The organism is Desulfothermobacter acidiphilus (genome assembly GCF_052073645.1).
Lineage (GTDB): Bacteria > Bacillota > Desulfotomaculia > Desulfotomaculales > Ammonificaceae > Desulfothermobacter > Desulfothermobacter acidiphilus.
The window spans coordinates 361,481-384,596 of the sequence record NZ_CM125440.1 but is presented as its reverse complement, the minus strand read 5'-3'; the positions used below and the strand labels follow the sequence as shown (position 1 = coordinate 384,596).

The window sequence follows — 23,116 nt, the reverse complement described above, 5'->3', positions numbered from 1 at the left end:
CTGGGGCACCCCCGCGCCCTACTTATAGCTAATCCAGTCGGTAATGTAAACAAACTTGCCTTTTTCCACCTTGGCCAATCGTACCTTATCGGTACCCCGGTGGCTGGTGGCGGAGAAAGTTATGGGAGCCGAAAGCCCGCCGGTGCTGAAGTCTTTGATACTCTCCAGCCCTTTGCACACCCCTTCACCAGTAAGGTTGTTCCCGGCTAGTTTGACCCCCTCCAGCATCACCATGGCCGAAACCCATCCCTGAATAAATTTTTGGTTCTTGTCTTCCAGCTTCTGTCCCTTAGACTGCAGGTATTCCCGGATCGGAGCCAAGCCAGGAGCGTTGTCATAGGGGAAAGCGAAGGGAATTACACCGATATAGCCTTCCGCCGCTGGACCAGCCAGGCTGATCACCTTCTCATCGGACGCCCAGTTCAGGCCGATAAACTGAGTGGTCACGCCTAATTTCTTAGCGTCTTTTAGCGTGGTGGCTGCCAAGTTGGAAGTCCCCTGAACGATGGCGTAATCGGCTCCTTTATTCTTGAGATCGAGCATCTGCGGAGTGGCATCCAGTGCAGTCAGCCCCACGATCTCATCGCCAACCACATCCACTCCTATCTCCTTGGCGAACTTTTTGGCATCGTCGATGGGCGACCGACCAAAGGGAGTATCGTTATAGACGAAGGCTACCTTAGGACTACCCGCACCTTTCCAGTTATCCTTAATCCATTTAAGCGCCGTCTTAGCCTGATCGGAATAAGAAGCCGCCACCAGGAAATTATAGGGGCAAGCTTTAATGTCCGCCAACCCTTCGGAGTAAGAACCCGAAATGTATGGAATCTTATCGGTAGCAATCATGCTCTTGAGCGCTTCCGTATCCCCGGTCCCCCAACCTAGAATGGCAATCACGCGATCTTGTTTCACCAGCCGGTTATAGGCGTCTACGGCCCGGTTCTTGTCGTAAGCGTAATCGATTTCTCGGAGCTCCACCCTTCGCCCATTTATACCACCATGCTGGTTTACATAATCAAAGTAAGCCCGCACCCCCTCGGCGTAAGGCACTCCCACATCGGCAGTGGGGCCGGTCAGGTCGAAAATGGCTCCAATCTTGATTGGTGCCTCACCTGAAGGACCAGCTGCCTTGCCTCCGCAACCGGCAAGGAATATCAATCCCAGAAGGCATAGCGCACCTAACACCCACCTGTAACCTTTCATTCTTTTCCCCCCTGATCTTGTACTCTTTAAAGTAAATTTGTGGCAAGCAGAAAGCACCACCACCCTCGCTGCGACTTCCCACCTCCTCAATAGGAAAAAGGCCATAGGCGAAAATAAGCTTTGACGCTGCGCCATAACTTCGCCAGCCCCTGGGGCTCAAAGATGAGGAAAATAATGATAACCAAACCAAATAAGATCAGCTGGCACGCCGAAAGCAAATTCACCATCTGAGGAAAAACTCCCTGCAGCGACTGCGCCATGTAGCTAAGAGCGATGGGTAACAGGGAAATGAAAATGGCACCATAAACCGATCCTAACACATCGCCTAAGCCCCCAATCACGATCATAGCCAGAAACTGGATAGAAACGTCCAGCGTGAATTGCTCGGGAGTGACCACTCTGATATAGGCAGCCAGCATCCCCCCTGCTATTCCGGCGTAAAAGGAGCTCAGAAAGAAAGCCCGCAGCTTGTAACTAAAGGGATCGATCCCCAGCATGGAAGCGGCCAAGTCCCGATCCCGCACCGCCATGAAAGCCCGCCCCACCCGGCTGCGGGAAAGATTGAGAGCGAAAATTACCCCCGCCACCGCCAGGGTTAGTACGACATAATAGAAGCTGGTGTCGTCAGCCAAAGACCAGGGACCCAACTGGGGAGAAGACAGCACCAGCCCCGCTGGTCCCCCGGTGATCGGCTCCAGGCGAACAAAAGCAAAATCCAGAATCACCTGAGCCGCCAGCGTAGCGATAGCCAGATACAATCCCTTTAAACGCAAAGAAGGGAGCCCGAAGAGGGTACCCACCAGCGCCGCCGCTAGCCCTCCGAGGGGCAACGCCACCCAGAAAGAAAGACCTAGCTTGGTAGTAAGCGCCCCCACCGTGTAGGCACCTACTCCCATGAAGGCAGCGTGCCCCACCGAGATCTGCCCGGCGAAACCAGTAAGAAGATTCAACCCCACTGCCCCCAGTACCATGATGGCCACCTGGCTGGCAATGCGAACTGGATAAGGTCCTACTAACCAGGGTAGCAATAGGAGCAAAGCCAATACGCCCAGCACCTTAAGCTTGGCCGGAAGCGAGACCAAAAAAGCCCGCTCCCTCTCGTAACTGGTAAAAAATAGCCCACAATCAGTAGTCCAAGGAAAGCGCAGTCGCATCGCTTACACCCTTTCAATAATTTCCTCGCCAAAGAGCCCGTAAGGCCGCACCAGGAGCACCAGCAACAAGACGATGAAAGGAACTACCTCCCGCAAGCCGCCCCCCACCAAAGGGTCTAGATACCCCCCAACGAAGCTCTCCAGGAGACCAATAATAAAACCACCCACCACTGCCCCGGGGATACTCTCCAACCCTCCTAGGATCACCACCGGCAACACCTTAAGTCCCAGCGCAGCTAGGGAAGCATTAACTCCGTTAATGTTGCCAAGCAGAATGCCCCCCACCGCAGCCACCACCGCAGCAATGGCCCAGGTAAGGCCAAAGATGCGCTTAACATTAATGCCCACCGAGAGGGAAGCCTGCTGGTCATCCGCCACCGCCCGCATGGCGATCCCGGTGGTGGTGTATTTGAAAAAGAGAGTAAGAAGAAATAACAAAAGAAGAGCCAGACCCAGCGACCATAGGTAAACCGCCGATATGCTCACCCCACACAGGGTGATCGGCTCCTGGGGGAATATGGGGGGAAATACCCTAGTGTCAGTTCCCCAAAAAGCCTGAAAAACCCCTCGCATGAGGACGGAAAGCCCCAGGGTGACCATGATGACCGCAATTATTGGCTCGCCGATGAGGGGGCGCAAAACCAGGCGCTCCACCATAAGACCCACGAGAATGGCCACCCCCAGAGTCAAGGCTACCGCAGGCAGGAAAGGGACTTTATACGCCGTCACCAAAGTCAGAGCCACGTAAGCACCCAGCAGCAAGAATTCCCCTTGGGCAAAGTTGAGACAGCCACTGGCCTTATAAATCAGCACAAAGCCCAGCGCTACCAGAGCGTAAATGCTACCGATCGCCAACCCAGCAAACAAAAGTTGCCAGAACACCTATCGCACCTCCTCTGGCTCCAGCACCTGGAGTTTAGTCTTGACCACGCCTTCCCGCCCGTCGCGATACTTCACCCTGGCCTCCACCGGGATCTCCCTGGCACCAGCGTACATCCCCTCGATGAGCTGGGCGTATTTGTTGAGGACAAAGCCTAGACGCACCTTGCGAGTGCGGGTAAGTTCTTCGTCATCCGCATCCAATTCCTTGTGCAAGATTACAAACTTCTTAACCCGTACCTCCGGAGGGAGCTCTCGGTTCACCCGCGCCACCTCTCGGCATATAAGCCGCTGGACCTCCGGCTTCTGGGTTAAATCCACATAAGTGGTATAGGGAATCCGGTGTAACTCGGCCCACCGACCGACGTTAGAGGCATCGATATTGATCAGGGCGACCACGTAAGGACGGTTCTGCCCCACCACCACTGCTTCCTTAATGTAAGGGGAGAATTTTAATTGATTGCTGATAAACTGGGGAGAGAAAATGCTCCCATCCTTCAGGCGGATTACATCCTTCAGCCGATCGATAACCACCAGATGACCGTCCTCGTCCAGGTAGCCCGCATCGCCGGAGTGCAACCAGCCATCAACCAAAGTCTTCGCCGTGGCTTCGGGGTCCTTGTAGTAGCCCACGAAAACCGCCGGGCTACGAGACAATATTTCCCCTTCCGGGGAGATGCGGATCTCCGTATCCGGTAGAGGTTGCCCCACCGTGTGGAATTTAATGTCCCCGTCACGGTGCACCACCGAGATCCCCGCTATCTCGGTCTGGCCGTAAATTTGCTTGAGATTAATACCTAGGGCGTGGAAAAAACGAAAGACCTCCGGCCCCAAAGCCGCGCCCCCAGTATAAGCCCGGCGCAACCTACAGAATCCTAAATGATCCTTGATAGCGCTAAAAATTAAAAACTCCCCCAGGGCGTTCAGCACCCGCAAACCTAACGAGGGAGACCGCCGTGCAAAACGGCAATCGGCTACCCGGTAACCTACCCCCAGGAAAAAACGGTACAGCGTCCGCTTTAGCCAAGTAGAGTCATCCATTTTTACCTGTATACTAGAAACTAAGTCCTCATAAATGCGGGGGGGAGAAAACATGGTATGGGGGCCAATCTCGCGTAGATTCTCGCGAACGGTGCTGGTTTCTTCCGGAAAATTCACCGTGAAACCGATCCACAAGGCCGAGGATACGGTCATCATCTGCTCCCCCATCCAGGCCAGAGGGAGCGAAGATAGGTATTCATCACCCGGTTGCATAGGATCGACAGAAAGCAGACCCCGAGCCATACTAAGCATGTTGCGGTGGGTGAGCATGGCCCCCTTGGGAAATCCGGTGGTGCCCGAGGTGTAAGCGATTACCGCCAAATCATCCCCTCGGCCTCGCTCCACCCATTCTTGAAAAAGATGGGGCTGGCTGCGGGCCAATTCCTCGCCCAACTTCTCCACCGCCGGAAAGGAGAGCAAGAGCGGGTCGTGATAGTGGCGCAGTCCTCGAGGTTCGTAGTAGACCACCCTTGCCAGAGCAGGGAGCTCCCCTTTTATCTCCAGGACCTTATCCACCTGCTCTTGATCCTCGGCCACCACGAAGCGAGCATCGGAATGATTGATCACGTAAGCGATTTCATTAGGCAATGAATCCTGATAAATGCCCACTGCCACGCCACCTACCGCCTGAGCCGCCAGCTCGGCGTACACCCACTCCGGACGGTTGTCCCCTATAATGGCCAGCTTGTCACCCGGCTGAAAGCCAAGAGAGTAAAGTCCCAGAGCAAAATTACGAACATGCCGCAGGTACTCTTCCCAAGAAACGGTCTGCCAGATGCCAAACTCTTTCTCCCGCAAAGCCACTCGTTTACCCCACCGCTGCGCATTACGATAAAGGAGCTGGGGAAAAGTTTCCTCCCGCATTTTCTCCGCTTTCACTCCTCCTCCGCCAGTTGTCCTCCCAGGTATGCCTCTACTACCCTGGGATTGTTTCTTATTTCTTCCGGGCTGCCTTCGGCAATTTTGCGCCCGAAGTCGAATACCACCACCCGCTCAGAAAGATCCATAACCACACCCATGTCGTGCTCAACCAGCACTAAAGTAACTCCCCATTCCTCAGCAATGTCAAGAATAAAACGGGCTATGTCTTCCTTTTCCTCCACATTCATGCCTGCCATGGGTTCATCTAACAACAAAATCTGGGGCTCCAAGGCCAGCGCTCGAGCCAGCTCCACCCGCTTCTGCAAACCGTAAGCGAGCGATCCCACCACGCGGTTACGGATGAACTCAATTTCGAGGAAGTCGATGATCTCCTCCACCCGACGGCGGTGGCGAACCTCCTCCTTCTGTGCCAAACCCCAGTAAATACCTCCCCCCAGGATGCCGGAGCGGAGATGCACATGCCGCCCTAACATGATGTTATCAAGAACAGTCATATGCTTGAAAAGCTCTATGTTTTGGAAGGTGCGGGCGATGCCCAGCGCCGCTCGCCGATGCGGAGCCAAATGCGTGATCTCCTGGCCCGCAAATATTATTCGTCCCTCCGAAGGCCGATAAAGCCCGCTCACGCAGTTGAGAAAACTAGTCTTGCCCGCCCCATTGGGACCGATGACGGCCAGGATATCCCCCCGGCGCACGCTGAGATCGATACTAGTCAGAGCCGCTACTCCACCAAAGCGTAGCGAAAGATTCTCCACCACCAGTAGATCCTGCCGCAATCTTTTCGAACTCCTTCGCCTGCATTCTACGATTAACTAACCTTATATTCCACTCGCAAAGGCAAAATCCTTTACTCTTTAACACCCGAATTAACCAACCGGCCTTTGTTAAACACCCATTTTAACGGGTAATCCGGGGAAAAGTCTAGCCCTCATCGGCCAGCGGAGCATAGCGATACCCCACTGGGATTCTCCTCGCTGCCAGAAGCAATACCTGGCGAGCAGAGCAGAATTACTCGTGCAGCAGCAGTATAGCAGACTTACGGCCAAAACTGGAGACCGTAAGATCAGAGATTTGGTGGTAAAATGAAGAGAAAAGCTTGTCGGAAGGAGAGGGAACGCACTTGCAAGCTGAGCTCCTAGAAGAACTGGTCCGGCCCGCGCACACCAAAATGCTGCTGGTGGTGTTGGATGGGCTGGGGGGGCTTCCCCTGCCAGAAAAAAACGGGCAGACAGAATTGGAAGCCGCTCATACTCCCCATATGGACGCTTTGGCGCGCACTGCCGAGTTGGGACTAGCCCACCCCGTCCTCCCCGGCGTAACTCCCGGCTCCAGCGCTGGGCATCTAGCCCTTTTTGGTTACGATCCCACCAAACACGTGATCGGGCGGGGCGTACTGGAAGCCCTAGGCATCGATTTTCCTCTAGAATCAGGAGATGTTGCCGTGAGAGGCAATTTCGCTACGGCTCGCTTCACGCCCCAAGGGCCTATAATTATCGACCGCCGCGCCGGTCGCCCTTCTACCGAGCATTGCCGCGCCCTATGCCAGCGTCTGCAGGAAGCTATTCCCCAGATCGATGGCGTACCGGTTTTCATTCGCCCGGTAAAGGAGCACCGGTTCGTGCTGGTGTTCCGCGATCCCGCTCTCGATCCTCAGGTAGCAGATACCGATCCTCAAGCGGTAGAAGTGCCGCCCCTGCCGCCGCGAGCTCTGGCACCCAGCGCCGCCCGCACTGCCGAATTGGCCGCTCGATTCCTAGAGCAGTTATCCGAAGTTCTACACGCAGAGCCATCCACCAACTTCGCCCTTTTGCGCGGTTTCTCGCGGCGCCCCGAGCTTCGGCCCTTTAACCAGCGCTTCCAACTGCGTTCGGCCGCCATCGCCCTTTACCCGATGTATCGTGGCCTAGCCTCCTTAGTGGGCATGGATGTCTTGAAGGTGCCGGAGGAAACCCTAAAGGGTCAAATCGACGAGCTGCGAAGCGCCTGGGAAAACTACGACTTCTTCTTCTTTCACGTAAAAGCCACCGACTCTAGGGGGGAAGATGGCGATATCGCAGGCAAGATCCAAGCGATAGAGAATTTCGACCAACACCTGCCTCTGCTCTTGGAACTCCGACCCGATGTTTTGGTAATCACCGGCGACCATAGCACCCCTGCCCTTTATCGGGGGCATAGTTGGCATCCGGTGCCCTACCTGCTAGCCTCACGTTGGGCCCGCTACCATCAGGATACTACTGGTTTCGGCGAGCAGGCTTGCTCCCGAGGAGCGTTAGGGCACTTCCCTCTGGTTTACAATCTGAACCTTATGCTGGCGCACGCCCAACGGCTAGCCAAGTTTAGCGCTTAACCCAGGCTCCTAAGGCTCCAGAGGATGAGCCCTAATCCCATTAATAGGCACAGGAGGTTGAATAAGGGAAGGCGGCCAGCCAAGCCGGCCAGCCCCAGGAGAGTGACTAGAAAGAGAACGCTAGGACCTACCAGGCTCATAAAAGCATTTATTTTCAGCGCCACTTCCACCCGGCCCCCATAAAGCATAAGCCAGGCACAAATGAACTCTAACGCGGAGGAGAAAAAACGCAGGGAAGCCATTCCCCAAACTACGGGGTCCTGCACCTTAAACAAGAATGCTCCCCCAGTTATGCTGCGATCTTTATAGCAAGATACGCCGTTATCCCTACCTTTAGACCAGGTATTCTGGGGATTAGACGGGGGCATATTAACCCCTGATCGACTATGGAAAGAAGCAAAGCGTGGGTACTGGCGGGTGTCCCCTTGATCATGGTGCTGGGCAATTCCCTGCTCATCCCGATTCTTCCCAGTTTAAAAAGAAACCTGGGGATGACCAACTTCCAGACCGGCTTAGTGCTTTCGCTCTTCTCGCTGGCTGCCGGGTTCGCCATCCCCGGAGCTGGTTTTTTGGCCGACCGGGCGGGACGCCGTCGGGTATTGTTGCCCTCCCTTGTTCTCTTCACCCTAGGAGGACTAGGAGCAGGGGTTAGCGCTTTGGCTTCCTCTGTTCACCTCCTGCTGCTGAGCAGAACCCTGCAAGGCCTGGGAGCGGCGGGAACAGCACCGGTGGCCATGGCTATAATCGGAGATGCATTCCAAGGAAGAGATAGAGTGCAAGCTATGGGCCTCTTCGAAGCCTTCAACGGCCTGGGTAAGATAATCAGTCCTATATTGGGAGCCGCCCTGGGATTATTGGGCTTTTTCTATCCCTTTTTTCTTTTCCCCGCTCTAACCCTTCCCCTACTCTTTCTTCTTTGGCGGCTAATACCAGAAACGCGCGGGCAGAAAAACCTCATCCCCTCTGTAGCTTATCAGGACAAGTTACAACGCCTAAGCCAGCACCAGGGTCTAGTGCTTATCGGAGCTTTTCTTTCCGGCTTCACTACCCTTTTCGTCTTATTTGGTTTGCTTTTCTTTCTTTCCGAGCATCTAGAAGTCGTGTGGGGAATAAAGGGAATAAGCAAAGGGCTGTGGTTGGCCTTGCCCACCGCTTGCGCTTGCACCTCCGCCGTCATCACCAGTCGCTTTGTTCGACCCCAAAGCCCACAACTGCGCTACTTAGCCCTCGGGGGCACGGCCGTGTCCGGGCAGGCAATTATGGGATTGGCAAGCGTTAGCCAGCTGCTACCCCAGCTCGCCGTGGCCGCCGCTATCGGCGTCAGTGCCGGCGTCACCCTAACTTCCCTCAACACGCTGGTCACCTCTAGCACCGGACCAGCTACGCGGGGATTGGTTACTTCCCTTTACGGCGGAGTGCGCTTCTTTGGAGCTGCTAGCGGTCCCGCTCTATTCAGCCTCCTAAACCCCCGGCTTGCTTTCGTCCTATCCGGCCTTTTGGCCGGGTTTACCTTCGCTCTATTGCTCCTAGGCCACCTACAGCAACGAAAGCACCCCTAGCCTGGTACCTTGCATACATTAATCCTGTGATAGCTTTGACAAGGGAGCGAGTTGATTGCCGGAACAGGGAATCACCATGGTGTTAGATAAAGGCTTGGGTATACGGGAACTGGAAGATCTCCTGGAGGTGGCGGGTACCTATTTTCATTTCCTGAAACTGGGCTTTGGCACCGCCGCTTTGTATCCGCCGGAGATCCTGCGTCGCAAGGTGGAACTGGGACATAGCCACGGCATTAAAGTCTACCCGGGAGGAACCTGGCTGGAAATCGAGTTGGCACGGGGGAAGAGCTTGGAACAAGCGCTAAGGACGCTATCCCAATGGGGCTTTTCCACTTTGGAAATCTCCGAGGGTACCGTAAGCTATGAGGCTCGCACCCGTCGGCGATTAATCCGTCTAGCCAGCGAAGCAGGGTTCACGGTGCTTAGCGAGGTGGGGAAAAAGAATCCCTGTTATCCTTTCGATCCCCCCGCAATTGCCCAGCAAATTGAAGCCGACCTAGAGGCCGGAGCTCAGTGGGTCATCGTGGAAGGCAGAGAGCAAGGCAAAGGAGTGGGCATATACGACGCGGAAGGCGGCATCAAAGAACATCATTTCAGCCGCCTCTTGGATTTGGTAGCCGATCCCCAACGCCTGATCTGGGAAGCTCCCCTGCCCACCCAACAACTGGCTCTAATACGCCGTCTGGGCCCCTACGTGCATCTGGGTAACATTTTACCGGAAGAGGTTTTAGCGCTGGCCGCTCTTCGGCGAGGACTGCGGAGCGACACCTTTTTCTGGCTGGAGAAATGGAGAAATCAGGTGGTCACCAGCGCGGCGCGCGCGGAGCTCGGCTAGTACCCGTTCCAGTTCCGGTGGAAGCGGGGCCTCGAAACACATAAAGGCACCGGTGCGGGGGTGAAAGAAACCCAGTTTTTTCGCGTGCAAAAACTGTCCCTCTAGCCCCAGATGGGGGCGAGCCGGGCCATATTTGAGGTCCCCCACCACCGGATGACCCAGGTAGTGGAGATGAACCCTAATTTGATGGGTGCGCCCGGTCTCCGGACGCAGGCGCAGTAAAGTGTAACCGAGGAAACGTTCTACCACTTGAAAAAAAGTACGTGCCTGGCGTCCACCTTCCACTATCGACATTTTTTTTCGTTGACGGGGATGCCTCCCTATCGGAGCCTCTATCATCCCCTCCTCTTTCTGCACCTCCCCGTAAACCAGGGCCAGGTATTCTTTAACCACCCGCCGCTCCTGGAACTGAGCCGAAAGCGAAAGGTGGGCCGCATCAGTTTTGGCTACCACCAACAAACCAGAGGTGTCCTTATCTAACCGGTGCACAATGCCGGGGCGGAGCACCCCGTTGATGCTCGAAAGCTGGCGGCAATGATAAAGAAGAGCATTAACCAGGGTTCCCCGCTGGCAACCAGCGCCCGGGTGAACCACCATCCCTCGCGGTTTATTGACCACCAGCACTTCTTCATCTTCGTAAATTATCTCCAAAGGAAGGGGCTCCGGTTCCAGCTTCAGGGAAGCGGTCGGGGGAGAGAAAACCAGCACCTCTTCCCCCAGCTTCACCCGATAACTAGGCTTTACCCGCCGGCCTTCGACTTTAACGTAACCCTCGTTTATCAGGCGCTGCAGGTAAGAACGACTGCTCTCAGCAAGGTTACGAGCCAGGTAAAGATCCAGGCGGAGGCCCACCTCGCTCTCCTCCACCCGCAAGCGACAAGCCAGAGTCAAGTTTCTCGCCCCCACCAATACCATAACACGAGGACTACTCCCACCAGAATGGCGACGTCAGCCAGATTAAACACCGGCCACCATCCCAGATCAATAAAATCAACCACACACCCTCCGCGCAACCGGTCGAGCAAATTACCCAACGTACCCCCCAGAAAGAGCCCCAGGCCCAAACGCACTGGAGCCGGGAGGGAGGGTAGGCGCCGGTATCCCCAAATGAGGGCCGCTATGGCCAATAACGCTATCGTTATAAGCCAGAAGTTTTGGTGAGCCATAAGGCCGAAGGCCGCTCCCGGATTCCGCACGCAGCGTAGAGTGATGAGACCGCCAGCCAGTGGAACAGGATGGGAAAGGTGGGTCACCGCCCAATACTTACTCCATTGATCCAACCCCAGAACCAAAAGGCAAGCCAGCCAAAAAAGTAACAAGCCTCTCTCCCACCCTTACACTTCTAGCGCTGCCGATACTCGGCCTGAGTTCGCCCCAATAGGCCTGGCGAAGCCGCTTTAACTTCTACGCCGCCGATAGTCCTCAATGATCATCTCCGCCACTTTCTTGCCCGAAAGCACCATACCTCCGAAAATAGGACCCATGCGGTGACCGCCGGCCACCGCGATAGCAGCCATACCTACCACGTAAAGGCCGGGGAAAACCTCGCCCGAATAGTCTAGGGTCTGCTGTTCTCCACGATCGGACCAGAGCGATTTTTCCCCCCGCACTTGTCCGCCGGAGACCTGAAGGGCTACCTGGTTTTTATGAGTAAGGATGCGGACTACCTCGGCATCGTGCCCAGTGGCATCGATAATGTAAGGGCAATGGACGGCTAAGGGGTCCACGTGCATACCGGCCATATCCACCGCCGTCCAGTTAAGCACCAAGCCGGAGACGCGATTGTCCCGTAGGACCAGATCTTCCACAGAAATGAGGTTCATTATGCGGGCACCGGCACGGCAAGCGTTTAGAGTAAAGGCCGCCACCGCTTCCACAGCCTGGGCCACATAATAACCGGGCTGAAATTCCTGATAGCGGACTCCCATGGTCTCGAAAAGGGGGCGGGCGTCCTCCTGGAAAACCAGATAATTAAACATCATGGCGCCACCCCACATGCCGCCGCCTACACTTAAACGGCGCTCGAAGACTACGGTCCTTAACCCCCCCTGCGCCAGATAATAAGCAGCGGTCAGACCGGAAGGCCCGGCTCCTACCACTGCTACATCGAACTCCAGCATTTGCAGCAACTCTTCGAAATAAGTCTTAACGATGGCTCGGGAAACCAAACGTTCGTCTATGGCTCTTCCGGCCAATAGCAACAACCCCTTTCAGCAAGAAGATCCAGGTTTAGTCCTATTTTACGACTTGGAAATGCTCACGGGAAAGACCAAGGCGCGCAGCTCTTCGTCGTAATGCCCCACGTAGCGTCCCTCTGCTAGCCCCTGGGCCTTAAGCCAACGCAATAAGGTGCGGCTGACTATTTTACCGCTTTTTCCCCGGTTTACGGCTTCCACCTTCAATTCTCCGTGCTCCGGGTCTTCTTTGATAATCAGCACTTTATGGTCGTAATCCAGACCAACATTAGCACGCGTGGGGGGCTTGATGTGGCGAGAACTAACCACGTTCAAAGACAGCGTTTTGCCTATAGTGCAAGTGGGAACTCCAGCTCGTACCCACCTACCTGCCTCTTTTGGTCGAAACCAAAGTATCTTTTCTTCCATGGGATTTGCCCCCTTCATAAGTGTTCTTTATTAGGATTATATTATAGCCTATAGCAATGGTACTGTAAACGGTTTTGAGGAGTAAATCTATACAGCGGCTAACTATACTAGCTAGGAGGATGATGGAGATGAGAAGAATAGGAGCGCTGGCCATTGCAGGAACTTATGTGGGAACGGTGGTGGGAGCCGGATTCGCCTCCGGACAAGAGATCTTGCAATTTTTTACCTTGCAGGGCCTAGCCAGCTTTCCTGCCCTCCTTTTAGCCGCGCTGCTGTTTTTCCTTTTCGGTTTGGCCATCATGGAAGCTGGTCATCGCCTTCGGGCCCACTCCTATTTGGAGGTGATCCAGTGGGCCGCCGGGACTCGAGGAAGCAAATATCTGGATGGACTCATCGCGGTTTTTCTTTTCTTGACTCTGGCAACCATGGCCGCCGGAGCAGGGGCGCTTTTCACCGAGCAGTTGGGCCTTCACCCCTGGCTAGGCAGAATTGCTCTTCTGGGGCTCACCCTAGTCACCGTATTGTTCGGTCTCAGCGGCGTGGTCGGAAGCATAAGCCTGATAGCGCCGCTGTTGATAGCTGCCGCTTTGCTATTAGGGTTATCATTGACCTGGAGGCACCCACCGCACCTGCCAGAACTAGACTTATGGCGCACGATTTATCGCCCGCTACTTCCCTACGGTCCCTTGTTAGTGCTAGTTTACGTGGCTTATAACCTGGTGATGGCCGTGTGTGTCTTAGCGCCCCTAGGAGCTCAGGCGAAAAAACGACGCGAACTCCTTTGGGGAGCAGCAGGGGGAGCTGGAGGGCTTTTTCTGGGCGCCGCAGCCATCAACCTGGGATTGTTGAGCTTCCCCTGGGAGGCAATGCGTTCCGAGGTGCCAATGATCCACCTGGCGGGGGTGCTGGGGCCTGGAATTCAGAAAAGTTACGCTCTGGTGCTACTGGGTGAAGTCTATACTACAGCAGTGGCCAGCCTCTTCGGCTTAGCCAACCGCCTGGTTCACCGGAAAGAAAGCTATTATCAGCTAGTGACTCTCCTGGTGCCTTTGGCCTTTGCGGTGAGTCTGCTGAGCTTTGTCTCTTTGGTCCGCTACCTGTACGCGGCGGTGGGGCTGGCAGGCTGCTTCTTTCTCCTGAGCATATGGTGGCGCTATCTCACGGATTCAGCACCACCATGAGCAGCTGACTCCCGGGTACCACTTGCCTATAGCACCGGCAACCTTTATAATAAGTAGCAGTACCGAACAGAGAAGCGGCAGTGGCGGAATGGCAGACGCGCCAGACTCAGGATCTGGTGGGGGCAACTCCGTGGAGGTTCAAATCCTCTCTGCCGCACCATGGATCAACCGGACTTCCGGCTACTAGCCGGAAGCTTTTATTCTCTTGCAGCCCTCGATTTAAGCGAACCCCTTATCCGCCCGGAAGACGAGCACAGCTGCCCGGTCGGGGCAAAAAAGCCGGCCCCACCCCTCTATGATAGGCACCAGGAAAAAGAATGAAGGGGAGAGATCGGGAGGAAAATAAACTACCCCTCGCCATCTCATTCGTTCAGGGTTGAGCTCCTGCAAAAGGCGCCTGAGCTCCGCCACCGTGTAAAAGCGGGCCCAGGCAAAAACTCCTTTTCCCTTCCGCCGGCGAGCCCAGGAACTTCGCTCGTTTAAAACCCCCAGCACAAGCCTACCCCCCGGACGCAGCACCCGCCACATTTCCCGCAATGCTGCCTCCGGCTGCCGCACAAATTCTAGAGCGGTGAAGCAGACCACGGCGTGAAACCGATTCGCAGCGAAGGGGAGCGCTGTCAGGTCTCCCTCCCTGTAAGTTATTCCCGCACCGCCCCGGGAGCGGGCCACCTCCAGCATATGCGGTGACGAATCTATCCCCGTCACCCGAACCCCCTCGGCCGCCAGTGCCCTGGCCACTATGCCCGTGCCGCAACCAGCATCCAGCATTTCTTCTCCCGAGCGCGGGGCTAGCATCCGCCGCAAGCAACTCCACTCCAATTTCCATACCGTGCGCCCCTGGGGAGTAGTGTACCAGTCTTCATAATGGCGAGCGTAGTCTTCCTGAAAGGGATTCATGAGCTTAAAAAAGCAGACGCCGACTACGGCGGTAGATATTTTCTAACAAGCCCACACCCGCTAAATTAACTATCATGGCACTGCCACCGTAACTGAAAAAGGGCAGGGGAATACCGGCCGCAGGCATAATGCCCATCGCCATTCCCACATTGACAAAGATATGAAAAGCCATCATGCTGGCGATCCCGGCCGCTAACAACCGCCCATAGGCGTCCTTGGCTTCCACCATTATCTTCACCGCCCGGAAGAGAAGTAGCAAATAAAGTAGCAGCAGTAGAGCCGAGCCCCAAAAACCCATTTCCTCCCCCACCACGGAGAAGATGAAGTCGGTGTGCTGCTCCGGCAGGAAATTGAGCTGGCTTTGGCTACCATGATAAAGTCCGCGGCCCCACCACCCGCCCGAGCCAATAGCGATTTGCGATTGGATCACATGATAGCCGGCACCCTGCCAATCGCGCCAAGGGTCGATGAAAATAGTAATGCGGTTGAGTTGATACTCTTTCATGGGAATGGGAACGCCAAACCGGAAATGAGCCCATATCCAGGCTATAGCTAAAGACAGCCCCCCACCCACTAAGCCTAGCAGCAATTTAGGAGGCGCTCCGGCCATGTACAGCATCCCCACCGTTATAGCAACAAAGACCAGCGCCGTCCCCAGATCTGGCTGCAACACCACCAGCAAAAAGAGCGGGGCCACGAAACCGAACACCGGTAGCAGATCCTTGATCCCGCGCAGTTTACCCTCCCGCTGAGCAAGAAATTGCGCCAGGCAGACCACCAGGCCCAGCTTAGCAAATTCGGAAGGTTGAAAGATAAAAGGACCTATACTGATCCAGCGCTGCGCCCCCAAAGCTTCGTGCCCTATTATTAAGACCGCCAGCAGAGCAAGAAAAGCCCCCCCATAAATCCACCAGCTATACCGGGCCAATTCCTCGTAGCGCCAGGAGATCAAGAACACCGCTCCCAACCAACCCAAAAGTACCCAGATTATCTGGCGCTTCACGTAAACCAAGGAATCGGTGACCGAGGTGCCAGTGGCATGGGTAGCGCTGGAGATAGCTATAAGGCCGTAGGCGGTTATCAGTAAAACGGTCACAATCAGGGTCCAATCCAAACTCCGCCGCCAGCGGCTAAAAAGCCTATCTTCCATACACCCCACCCCGCGATCCATTATAAGTGCCCCCCGAAGGCTAAACAAGTCGGCCGACAATAAAAAATTTTCTTGCCGAGGAAGGGAATTAAATCGAGATAGCGAAAATATTCACTAAGCGAAGATCACTCAGGAGGTGGTTCCATGAGCGAAGTATATGTGATCGGGCATAAGTGTCCCGACACCGACAGCATCTGCTCGGCCATAGTTTATGCCGGTATTAAGGGCTACAAACCTGCCCGAGCTGGGGAACTCAACGAGGAGACCGCCTACGTACTAGACTACTTCAAGGTTCCAGCGCCCGAACTTCTGGAAAACGCGGCCGGTAAAAAGGTGGTACTGGTGGATCACAACGAGGTGGGACAGTGTGTAGCCACCCACGATCAGCTGGAAATTCTGGAAGTAATAGACCACCACAAGATGAACTTCAACTACCCCAATCCTATTTTCATCCACGTGGAGCCCGTGGGCAGCACCGCCACCGTCATCGCCAAACTTTACCCGGAGCAGGTAAGGCAAAATCCCACCTACGCTGGATTGCTACTGGCCGCAATCCTCTCTGACACAGTGGTGTTCAAGTCCCCCACTACCACTGAGGAGGACAAAGCCATTGCCGCAGAACTGGCCCGGATAGCAGGTATAGCCGATCCTAACCAGTTCGGTGTGGATATCAAAAAGGCCAAAGCCTCCATTAAGGGTAAGCCGGTGTCCGATGTGGTGCACGTAGACTTCAAGGATTACGATTTTGCGGGCCGCAAGGTGGGTATCGGCCAAACCGAGGTGGTAGATATAAACGAGGTGTACGAGCGCAAAGACGAGTTCGTCCAGTATCTCAAGGAACTTAAAGAAAGTAAGAACTATGACATGGTTATTTTCATGGCCACTGACATAATTAAAGAAGGGACCGAGCTCTACTACGCCGGTGACGCGGCCATCATCGAGAAAGCTTTTGGCGTTAAACCCCAGGGGGATTCGGTATGGCTGCCCGGCGTGATGTCCCGTAAGAAACAGGTGGCCCCGCCAGTAGAAAAAGCCTATTGCAGCTAAAGATCGAGCACGAAGGGGCGGCTGGCCCCCCCTATCGCATCGCTGCGAAAGGTTCGCGGTATTGATCGAGCAAGCTAACTAACCCTTGGCTGTGGCAAATGCCACAGCCAAGGGTTTTCTTCAGCCACTAGCAGTCAAAGCTGGCGCAGCGCGCTCAATCCGCGGGAGCAAGCAGCGCCGCTATACATCGCACCCGATGTGGAATCGCTCCATTGGTTCAGGAGATATATCCCGAGCCTGCTAGACCAGAAGGAAGTCCTTTTTGAAAACAGGACGTGTTCCGCTTTCGAACATTGTCGCCACTTCGTCGCTCGCGATTCTCCTCCTAAATGTTTCCACGCGCGGCCTATATGTTATCCAAAGAATTCGTCATCTCAAGCAGCTAGCCCCTCTATTTCTGGTGCCAAACCACCAGCAAGAGCGAAAGCACCCCGAAAGCCACTGCCAACCATACCGTGACCTTGGCCAGCCACTCGTCCAGTCCCTTCTTCTTACCCAGAAAGGTTTCCGCTGCTCCTCCCACCGCTCCCGAAAGACCGGCGCTACGGCCCGATTGCATAATGATCACCGCAACCAGCAGTATGCATACCAAGACATAAAATCCCGTAACCACTGTCTTTAACATTACCTTCCTCCCCCTTGCTAGCGCCGAAAAGCGGTTTTGCCCGCGTAGCAAGCTATGTCGTCCAGCTGCTCTTCAATTCGCAGGAGCTGGTTATACTTGGCTACACGCTCGCTGCGGCAGGGAGCTCCGGTTTTGATCTGCCCCGCTCGTGTGGCCACCGCTAAATCGGCGATAAAATAGTCTTCGGTCTCCCCCGAGCGGTGGGAAATCACATACCGGTAACCCGCCTGGCGAGCCAAGGCGATAGTCTCCATGGTCTCGGTCAAAGTGCCGACCTGGTTTACCTTTACCAGGATAGCGTTGGCCACCCCCATGGAAATCCCCCGGCGCAAACGCTCGGGGTGGGTGACGAAAAGATCGTCTCCCACCAGCTGCAGCGAGTTGCCCAGGCGGCGGGTAAGAAGTTCCCAGCCTTCCCAGTCTTCCTCGGCCAAGCCATCTTCAATGGAGATTATGGGATAGCGATTGGCTAGATCTTCATAGTATTCCACCATCTCCGCCGAAGAGAATTCACGCCCTTCACCCGACAAAACGTAGCGACCGTCGCGGAAAAATTCGCTGGCCGCCGGGTCCAGAGCCAGAGCCACTTCTTCGCCCGGAGCATAACCCGCCGCCTCAATGGCTTCCACCAGCAGCTGCAACGCTTCCTCGTTGCTTTCCAGCTCGGGGGCAAAACCCCCTTCGTCGCCCACGCCACTGGCCAGACCCCGGTCCTTGAGGATCCCGTGAAGGTGCTGGTATATTTCCACTCCCCAGCGTAGCGCCTCAGCCAGACTAGGAGCTCCCAGAGGAACGATCATAAACTCTTGAAAGTCGAGGTGGTTATCGGCATGTTTACCACCGTTTAGCACGTTCATCATGGGTACCGGCATAAGCGTGGCGCCTATCCCCCCCAGGTAGCGGTACAGAGGCAGCCCTAGAAAGGCAGCAGCCGCCCGAGCCACTGCTAAGCTCACGCCCAGAATGGCGTTGGCCCCCAAGCGCGACTTATTGGGCGTGCCGTCCAAGCCGATAAGCAGGCGATCTACACGCTCTTGTTCCAAGGCGTTGAGTCCCACTAGCTCTTCGGCAATTACCGAGTTCACATGCTCTACCGCTTTCAGAACTCCCTTGCCCCCATAGCGTTTCTCGTCGTGATCACGGAGCTCCACTGCCTCGTGAGTCCCGGTGGAAGCCCCTGAAGGAACCGCGGCCCTTCCCATCGTACCGTCTTCCAAGGTTACCTCCACTTCGACGGTAGGGTTCCCCCGCGAGTCCAGAATCTCCCGTGCCCAAATATCAGAAATTAAAGCCAAAACTCAAACCTCCTTTGCCGCTGCCTTTATTATGGCAGCGAAACTACTCACTTGCAAGCTGGCTCCGCCCACCAAAGCTCCGTCTATATCAGGCTGAGCCAGTAAATCGGCCGCGTTATCGGGAGTTACACTACCACCATACTGGATGCGCCAAGTATTGGCAAGGGTCAACGAATAACGGTGGGCTAGCCACTCTCGAATATTCTGGCTTACTTCTTGAGCGTCTTCGGGCTGCGCCGTGCGGCCCGTGCCAATGGCCCAGACAGGCTCATACGCCACCACCAGGTCACTTATTTCCTCTTCACCCACTCGGGATAGAGCACCTTCCAATTGCCGAGCGATAAAATCAAAAGTGGCTCCCTGCTCTCTGATCTCCAAGCTCTCACCTACGCACAGAATAGGAGTGAGCCCGTGTCGAAAAGCGGCTTTTAACTTACGAGCTATCTGCTCGTCGGTCTCACCAAAATACTGACGGCGTTCGGAATGCCCGATAATCACATAGCGGCACCCGGTGGCAACGAGCATAGGGGGAGAGACCTCGCCGGTAAACGCGCCAGCGTCTTCCCAGTAAACGTTCTGTGCCCCCACCTTGATTTCCGTACCCGCTAGCGCCTGCGCCACCGGCCATAGGGCAGGAAAGGGGGGGCACAGCAGCACCTCCACCCCGGGGAAGGGGAACTGGCGTTTCAGCTCCTCCACAAAGGTTACCGCCTCGGGTACAGTCTTGTTCATTTTCCAGTTGCCGGCAATCAGCGGCACGCGCAAACAACCCACCCCCCTTATTTATCTTCCAGCACCGCTACCCCTGGAAGCTCTTTCCCCTCCAGGAACTCCAGCGAGGCCCCGCCACCGGTGGAAAGATGGGTGATCCTATCGGCCACCCCAGCCCGGGTTACAGCCGCCACCGTATCGCCTCCGCCGATCACGGTAACGGCACCCGCGGGCAAAGACCGGGCCACTTCTACCGTTCCCTCATCGAAGGGGGGCTGCTCGAAATAGCCCAGAGGTCCGTTCCAAAAAATAGTGCGAGCGCTGGACAGCACCTGGCGGAAAGCCTTCACCGTAGCTGGACCTACATCGAGTGCCATCCAGTCTTTGGGCACGGCGTTCACAGGCACCACCCGGTGTTCGACTCCCGCAATCTTATCCGGTGCCACCACCAAATCGTCGGGCAAGACCAGGTTCACGCGGCGCTCCCGCGCCTGGGCGAGGAGAGAGCGGGCTTCCTCCAAGCGATCGAGTTCGCAAAGCGAACGGCCCAGATCGTAACCCTCGGCAACCAAGAAGGTATTGGCCATACCGCCACCGATTAGAAGCGAGTCCACCAGTCCCAAAAGGTTGCGAAGGACGCCAATCTTATCCGAAATCTTGGCTCCCCCGATGATGGCGGCGAAAGGCCGATCGGGAGCAGAGAGCAAGCGCCCCAATACCTCCAGTTCACGGGCCATTAAAAGTCCCGCCACCGCTGGGCGCAACCGAGCCACCCCCACCGTGGAAGCGTGGGCGCGGTGAGCAGTGCCAAAGGCATCGTTGACGTAAAGGTCACAAAGCCGGGCCAAACTCTGGGCCAGTTCAGGATCGTTCTTAGTCTCTCCGGGCAAAAAGCGGATGTTTTCCAGCAGCAAGATCTCCCCCGGCTGCAGGGCATCCACCGCTGCTTCCACTTCGGGCCCCACACATTGATCTAGTTTTCGCACCGGTTTCCCCAGGAGTTCCTGCAATCGCTGCGCCACTGGGTCCAGCCGCAGGGAGGGGTCGGGAGCACCTTTGGGACGGCCCAGATGCGACACTAAGATCACCCGAGCCCCCTGCTGGCATAAATACTCGATGGTAGGCAAAGCGGCGCGCAAGCGGGTATCATCGCTCACCTTTCCCTCGTGCAAAGGAACATTAAAATCCACCCGTACCAAGACCCGCTTGCCTCGAACCTCGACATCGCGTACCGTCTTCTTGGCCACTATTAGCCCTTCCCCCTTTTTTCTTTACTTTAGCCCACGAGCGGCCAGATATGCGACTAGATCGGCCAGCCGACAAGAGTAGCCCCATTCGTTATCATACCAAGCTACCACTCGCACCAAATTGTTTTCGACCACCATGGTAGAAAGCCCGTCCACCACCGCCGAGTGGGGATTGCCATTGTAATCACAGGACACCAAAGGAATTTCTGTGTAGGCCAGAATACCCTTTAATTCTCCCGCCGCCGCTTCGGAAAAAGCCGCGTTTACCTCCTCCGCCGTGACCGGACGAGAAAGCTCCACTACCAGATCGACCACGGAAACGTTAGGCACTGGAACCCGAAAAGCCATGCCGTTAAGCTTGCCGTCGAGCTCGGGCAGCACCTTACCAATGGCTGCAGCCGCGCCGGTAGAGGTGGGAATAATGGAAAGCGCGGCAGCCCGGCCCCGGCGATAGTCCTTGTAAGGCATATCCAGGATCTGCTGGTCGTTGGTGTAGGCGTGCACCGTATTCATTAACCCTTTTACAATGCCGAAACGCTGGTGCAGCACCTTCGCCACCGGAGCCAGACAGTTAGTGGTACAGGAAGCGTTGGAAACCACGTGGTGCTGATGCGGTTGATAACGCTCGTGATTTACACCCATGACTATGGTGAGATCCTCGTTTTTGGCCGGGGCGGAAATGACCACCTTTAAGGCTCCGGCCAGTAAGTGATTACGAGCTAAATTCCCGTCCCTAAAATGTCCGGTGGACTCCACCACAACCTCTACCCCCATATCCTTCCAGGGCAGGCGGGATGGATCTCCCTCAGCCAATATGGCGATCTCCTTACCGTCTATTATCAGGGAATGGTCACCGGCAGCTACCTGGGCGCGGAAAGCTCCGTGAACCGAGTCGTAGTATAAGCTGTGCGCCAACCTTTGGGCGTAATCCGCCGCGTTAGGGGGGAGACGCCGAGAGCGGTGGTTAATGGCTACCACTTCTATCTCTTCTCGCAGCCAAGCTGCCCGCAAAAAAAGTCTCCCGATGCGGCCAAAACCGTTAATTGCTACCCTGACTGCCACTTTACCGTAACCCCCTTCTTAACTGTGTTTTATCGCTTTCTTCGCTTCGCCGCATTTGGGATTCCTAGTTCGGTACGATACTTAGCCACCGTGCGCCGGGAAAGCTTTATACCTCGCTCCTGCAATTTTGCCGTTACCTCCTGATCGCTTAGAGGAGACGCTGGGTCTTCTTCCTCGATTAGTCGTTTAAGAAAATCCTTAATGACCGGAACAGCCATCTCCTGTCCCCTATCGCCAGTCACGCCGCCACCGAAGAAAAACCGCAAAGGGAAGATACCGCGCGAACACTGCAAATATTTTTTGGCTACGGCGCGGGAAACGGTGGACTCATGCACTCCTACCGTTTCAGCTATGTCGCGCAAAGTGAGAGGTTTAAGGCCCGGTAAGCCCCGGCGGAAAAAGTCTTGCTGCCTTTCCACTAAAGCCACTGAAACCTGATAGAGAGTGAGGCGCCGCTGCTCCAGATTCCGCAAGAGCCAAATGGCTTGTTTGAATTTCCGCTGCAAAAAAGCTTGGGCTTCAGGAGGAGTTTGCGGCTGGTGCAAAAGGCGGTAGTAAGAAGGGTTAATCACCAGGCGGGGATAAGCGGATTCGTTGAGCAACACCACATATTGGCCTTCCACTTCTTGCACCAGCACATCGGGAAGAATATAGTCCACCCAATAGGTGCCGAAAGCGCTTCCCGGCCTCGGGTTAAGCAGGCGGATTCTATCCACCACCCGTTCTAGCTTTTCCCGGCTCCAGCCTAGCCGACGGGCTAACTTTCCCCGATCTTCCTGAGCCACGTCTTCTAGATACTCCTGCACCACCAGACGCGCTTCGACGTCCTCGGGATGCAAGCGCTCCAGCTGGAGAAGTAGACACTCGCGCAGGTCACGAGCTCCAACGCCCGGAGGCTCCAGCGATTGTATAACCGTCAAACCCTGGACTACCTGGGCTTCCGGCACCCCCAGGAGCTTTCCCACCTCGGATAGGGGCATACGCAAATACCCGTCCCGATCCAGGTTGCCGACTAGGAACTCGGCTACTGCTCGCTCGGCTTGGGTTAAAGGTAGTAAAGCTAATTGCTCCATTAAATATTCATAAAGCGAAGGACCGGGCGCCGCCGGCACGGCCTCAGTAACCGGATCTTCCTGCTCCCAGCGGTCGCCAGCATCCCCACCCTCGGCCAGGTAATCTATCCACCCCGTTTCCGAACCCTCCGGCTCTGCTGGCTCCACCCTTTCGTCCTCCTCGCGCAATTCCAGCATAGGATTTTCGATCAATTGCTGCTGCACGAACTCCCAGAGCTCTAGGGTAGAGAGTTGCAACACCGCCACGGCCTGCTGCAACTCCGGGCGGAAAGCCAACTTCTGCGTTATCTCCAGCCGTGTTTCGGCCTTGGTAGCCATCCAA

General features: G+C 55.6%; 23 protein-coding genes and 1 tRNA gene. 6 read left to right on the top strand and 18 right to left on the bottom strand.

The genetic code is table 11. The features are described 5' to 3' along the window. Positions 1 to 18: 18 nt before the first annotated feature. From ACTLLP_RS01975 to ACTLLP_RS01955, 5 genes are all read right to left on the bottom strand, one after another. Positions 19 to 1,203 (bottom strand): ABC transporter substrate-binding protein, encoded by a 1,185-nt coding sequence (locus ACTLLP_RS01975; protein ID WP_441060236.1) that lies wholly within the window; start codon positions 1,201 to 1,203, stop codon positions 19 to 21. 86 nt (positions 1,204 to 1,289) lie between these two features. Beyond that, on the bottom strand, positions 1,290 to 2,357 hold the full coding sequence (locus ACTLLP_RS01970; RefSeq protein ID WP_441060234.1) for a branched-chain amino acid ABC transporter permease: 1,068 nt from the start codon (positions 2,355 to 2,357) through the stop codon (positions 1,290 to 1,292). Positions 2,358 to 2,360: 3 nt separating this feature from the next. Next, entirely contained in the window at positions 2,361 to 3,239 is an 879-nt protein-coding gene (locus tag ACTLLP_RS01965) for a branched-chain amino acid ABC transporter permease (protein ID WP_441060232.1), read from the bottom strand. Then, positions 3,240 to 5,156: an AMP-binding protein gene (locus tag ACTLLP_RS01960; protein WP_441060230.1), complete on the bottom strand. Its 1,917-nt coding sequence runs from the start codon at positions 5,154 to 5,156 to the stop codon at positions 3,240 to 3,242. Beyond that, complete coding sequence (locus ACTLLP_RS01955; RefSeq protein WP_441060228.1) at positions 5,153 to 5,935, bottom strand: ABC transporter ATP-binding protein; 783 nt, start codon at positions 5,933 to 5,935, stop codon at positions 5,153 to 5,155. The genes ACTLLP_RS01960 and ACTLLP_RS01955 overlap by 4 nt, the downstream gene beginning before the upstream one ends. 344 nt (positions 5,936 to 6,279) lie before the next feature. On the opposite strand from ACTLLP_RS01955, the gene ACTLLP_RS01950 reads away from it, so the two are divergent. After that, positions 6,280 to 7,506, top strand: coding sequence for a 2,3-bisphosphoglycerate-independent phosphoglycerate mutase (locus ACTLLP_RS01950; RefSeq protein ID WP_441060226.1), 1,227 nt, complete (start codon positions 6,280 to 6,282; stop codon positions 7,504 to 7,506). Here ACTLLP_RS01950 and ACTLLP_RS01945 read toward each other — a convergent pair. Beyond that, entirely contained in the window at positions 7,503 to 7,772 is a 270-nt protein-coding gene (locus tag ACTLLP_RS01945; protein ID WP_441061569.1) for a DUF2619 domain-containing protein, read from the bottom strand. The two genes, ACTLLP_RS01950 and ACTLLP_RS01945, sit on opposite strands and share 4 nt — an antisense overlap. Positions 7,773 to 7,937: 165 nt before the next feature. Between ACTLLP_RS01945 and ACTLLP_RS01940 the strand changes: the two genes are divergently transcribed. Continuing rightward, on the top strand, positions 7,938 to 9,065 hold the full coding sequence (locus ACTLLP_RS01940) for an MFS transporter (RefSeq protein WP_441061566.1): 1,128 nt from the start codon (positions 7,938 to 7,940) through the stop codon (positions 9,063 to 9,065). 55 nt (positions 9,066 to 9,120) lie between these two features. After that, on the top strand, positions 9,121 to 9,900 hold the full coding sequence (comA, locus tag ACTLLP_RS01935; protein ID WP_441060224.1) for a phosphosulfolactate synthase: 780 nt from the start codon (positions 9,121 to 9,123) through the stop codon (positions 9,898 to 9,900). On the opposite strand, the gene ACTLLP_RS01930 is transcribed toward comA, so the two are convergent. From ACTLLP_RS01930 to ACTLLP_RS01915, 4 genes are all read right to left on the bottom strand, one after another. Further along, positions 9,793 to 10,815 carry an RluA family pseudouridine synthase gene (locus tag ACTLLP_RS01930; RefSeq protein WP_441060222.1) on the bottom strand — a complete coding sequence of 341 codons (1,023 nt, stop codon included), beginning with the start codon at positions 10,813 to 10,815 and terminating at the stop codon, positions 9,793 to 9,795. The genes comA and ACTLLP_RS01930 overlap by 108 nt on opposite strands. Next, positions 10,788 to 11,219, bottom strand: coding sequence for a signal peptidase II (gene lspA, locus ACTLLP_RS01925; protein ID WP_441060220.1), 432 nt, complete (start codon positions 11,217 to 11,219; stop codon positions 10,788 to 10,790). Before lspA ends, ACTLLP_RS01930 begins: the two co-directional genes overlap by 28 nt. Before the next feature lie 78 nt (positions 11,220 to 11,297). Further along, on the bottom strand, positions 11,298 to 12,095 hold the full coding sequence (locus ACTLLP_RS01920) for a sulfide-dependent adenosine diphosphate thiazole synthase (RefSeq protein ID WP_441060218.1): 798 nt from the start codon (positions 12,093 to 12,095) through the stop codon (positions 11,298 to 11,300). 45 nt (positions 12,096 to 12,140) lie between these two features. Further along, entirely contained in the window at positions 12,141 to 12,503 is a 363-nt protein-coding gene (locus ACTLLP_RS01915; protein WP_441060216.1) for a hypothetical protein, read from the bottom strand. 128 nt (positions 12,504 to 12,631) lie between these two features. Between ACTLLP_RS01915 and ACTLLP_RS01910 the strand changes: the two genes are divergently transcribed. Together ACTLLP_RS01910 and ACTLLP_RS01905 are read left to right on the top strand one after the other, a co-directional pair. Continuing rightward, a complete protein-coding gene (locus ACTLLP_RS01910; RefSeq protein WP_441060214.1) occupies positions 12,632 to 13,684 on the top strand; it encodes a YkvI family membrane protein in 1,053 nt (350 codons plus the stop codon). Between the two features lie 74 nt (positions 13,685 to 13,758). Next, positions 13,759 to 13,844, top strand: a tRNA-Leu gene (locus tag ACTLLP_RS01905). 59 nt (positions 13,845 to 13,903) lie between these two features. On the opposite strand, the gene ACTLLP_RS01900 is transcribed toward ACTLLP_RS01905, so the two are convergent. Together ACTLLP_RS01900 and rodA are read right to left on the bottom strand one after the other, a co-directional pair. Then, on the bottom strand, positions 13,904 to 14,584 hold the full coding sequence (locus ACTLLP_RS01900; protein ID WP_441060212.1) for a class I SAM-dependent methyltransferase: 681 nt from the start codon (positions 14,582 to 14,584) through the stop codon (positions 13,904 to 13,906). A 4-nt stretch (positions 14,585 to 14,588) separates the two neighbouring features. Beyond that, positions 14,589 to 15,755: a rod shape-determining protein RodA gene (rodA, locus tag ACTLLP_RS01895; RefSeq protein WP_441060210.1), complete on the bottom strand. Its 1,167-nt coding sequence runs from the start codon at positions 15,753 to 15,755 to the stop codon at positions 14,589 to 14,591. Between the two features lie 123 nt (positions 15,756 to 15,878). Here rodA and ACTLLP_RS01890 point away from each other — a divergent pair, with 123 nt between their 5' ends. After that, entirely contained in the window at positions 15,879 to 16,781 is a 903-nt protein-coding gene (locus ACTLLP_RS01890; RefSeq protein ID WP_441060208.1) for a manganese-dependent inorganic pyrophosphatase, read from the top strand. Between the two features lie 391 nt (positions 16,782 to 17,172). On the opposite strand, the gene secG is transcribed toward ACTLLP_RS01890, so the two are convergent. From secG to rpoN, 6 genes are read right to left on the bottom strand one after another with little or no spacing between them, the layout of a single operon-like run. Next, a complete protein-coding gene (gene secG / locus ACTLLP_RS01885; protein ID WP_441060206.1) occupies positions 17,173 to 17,406 on the bottom strand; it encodes a preprotein translocase subunit SecG in 234 nt (77 codons plus the stop codon). Positions 17,407 to 17,423: 17 nt separating this feature from the next. Beyond that, positions 17,424 to 18,701, bottom strand: a complete 1,278-nt coding sequence (eno, locus tag ACTLLP_RS01880) for a phosphopyruvate hydratase (RefSeq protein WP_441060204.1) — start codon at positions 18,699 to 18,701, stop codon at positions 17,424 to 17,426. A 3-nt stretch (positions 18,702 to 18,704) separates the two neighbouring features. Then, positions 18,705 to 19,466 carry a triose-phosphate isomerase gene (tpiA, locus tag ACTLLP_RS01875; protein WP_441060202.1) on the bottom strand — a complete coding sequence of 254 codons (762 nt, stop codon included), beginning with the start codon at positions 19,464 to 19,466 and terminating at the stop codon, positions 18,705 to 18,707. Between the two features lie 14 nt (positions 19,467 to 19,480). Next, the gene (locus ACTLLP_RS01870) at positions 19,481 to 20,659 is read right to left on the bottom strand and encodes a phosphoglycerate kinase (protein ID WP_441060200.1); all 1,179 of its coding nucleotides are present in this window, start codon (positions 20,657 to 20,659) and stop codon (positions 19,481 to 19,483) included. A gap of 24 nt (positions 20,660 to 20,683) precedes the next feature. Continuing rightward, positions 20,684 to 21,721 carry a type I glyceraldehyde-3-phosphate dehydrogenase gene (gene gap, locus ACTLLP_RS01865; protein ID WP_441060198.1) on the bottom strand — a complete coding sequence of 346 codons (1,038 nt, stop codon included), beginning with the start codon at positions 21,719 to 21,721 and terminating at the stop codon, positions 20,684 to 20,686. Between the two features lie 29 nt (positions 21,722 to 21,750). Beyond that, complete coding sequence (rpoN, locus tag ACTLLP_RS01860) at positions 21,751 to 23,112, bottom strand: RNA polymerase factor sigma-54 (protein WP_441060196.1); 1,362 nt, start codon at positions 23,110 to 23,112, stop codon at positions 21,751 to 21,753. Between the last annotated feature and the right edge of the window lie 4 nt (positions 23,113 to 23,116).

Coding starts and splice junctions, on each gene's coding strand:
- ACTLLP_RS01970 (WP_441060234.1), bottom strand. CDS start 2,357: ATGCGACTGCGCTTTCCTTGGACTACTGATTGTGGGCTATTTTTTACC.
- ACTLLP_RS01890 (WP_441060208.1), top strand. CDS start 15,879: ATGAGCGAAGTATATGTGATCGGGCATAAGTGTCCCGACACCGACAGC.
- ACTLLP_RS01910 (WP_441060214.1), top strand. CDS start 12,632: ATGAGAAGAATAGGAGCGCTGGCCATTGCAGGAACTTATGTGGGAACG.
- ACTLLP_RS01940 (WP_441061566.1), top strand. CDS start 7,938: ATGGTGCTGGGCAATTCCCTGCTCATCCCGATTCTTCCCAGTTTAAAA.
- rodA (WP_441060210.1), bottom strand. CDS start 15,755: ATGGATCGCGGGGTGGGGTGTATGGAAGATAGGCTTTTTAGCCGCTGG.
- ACTLLP_RS01975 (WP_441060236.1), bottom strand. CDS start 1,203: ATGAAAGGTTACAGGTGGGTGTTAGGTGCGCTATGCCTTCTGGGATTG.
- rpoN (WP_441060196.1), bottom strand. CDS start 23,112: ATGGCTACCAAGGCCGAAACACGGCTGGAGATAACGCAGAAGTTGGCT.
- ACTLLP_RS01900 (WP_441060212.1), bottom strand. CDS start 14,584: ATGAATCCCTTTCAGGAAGACTACGCTCGCCATTATGAAGACTGGTAC.
- secG (WP_441060206.1), bottom strand. CDS start 17,406: ATGTTAAAGACAGTGGTTACGGGATTTTATGTCTTGGTATGCATACTG.
- ACTLLP_RS01930 (WP_441060222.1), bottom strand. CDS start 10,815: ATGGTATTGGTGGGGGCGAGAAACTTGACTCTGGCTTGTCGCTTGCGG.
- ACTLLP_RS01915 (WP_441060216.1), bottom strand. CDS start 12,503: ATGGAAGAAAAGATACTTTGGTTTCGACCAAAAGAGGCAGGTAGGTGG.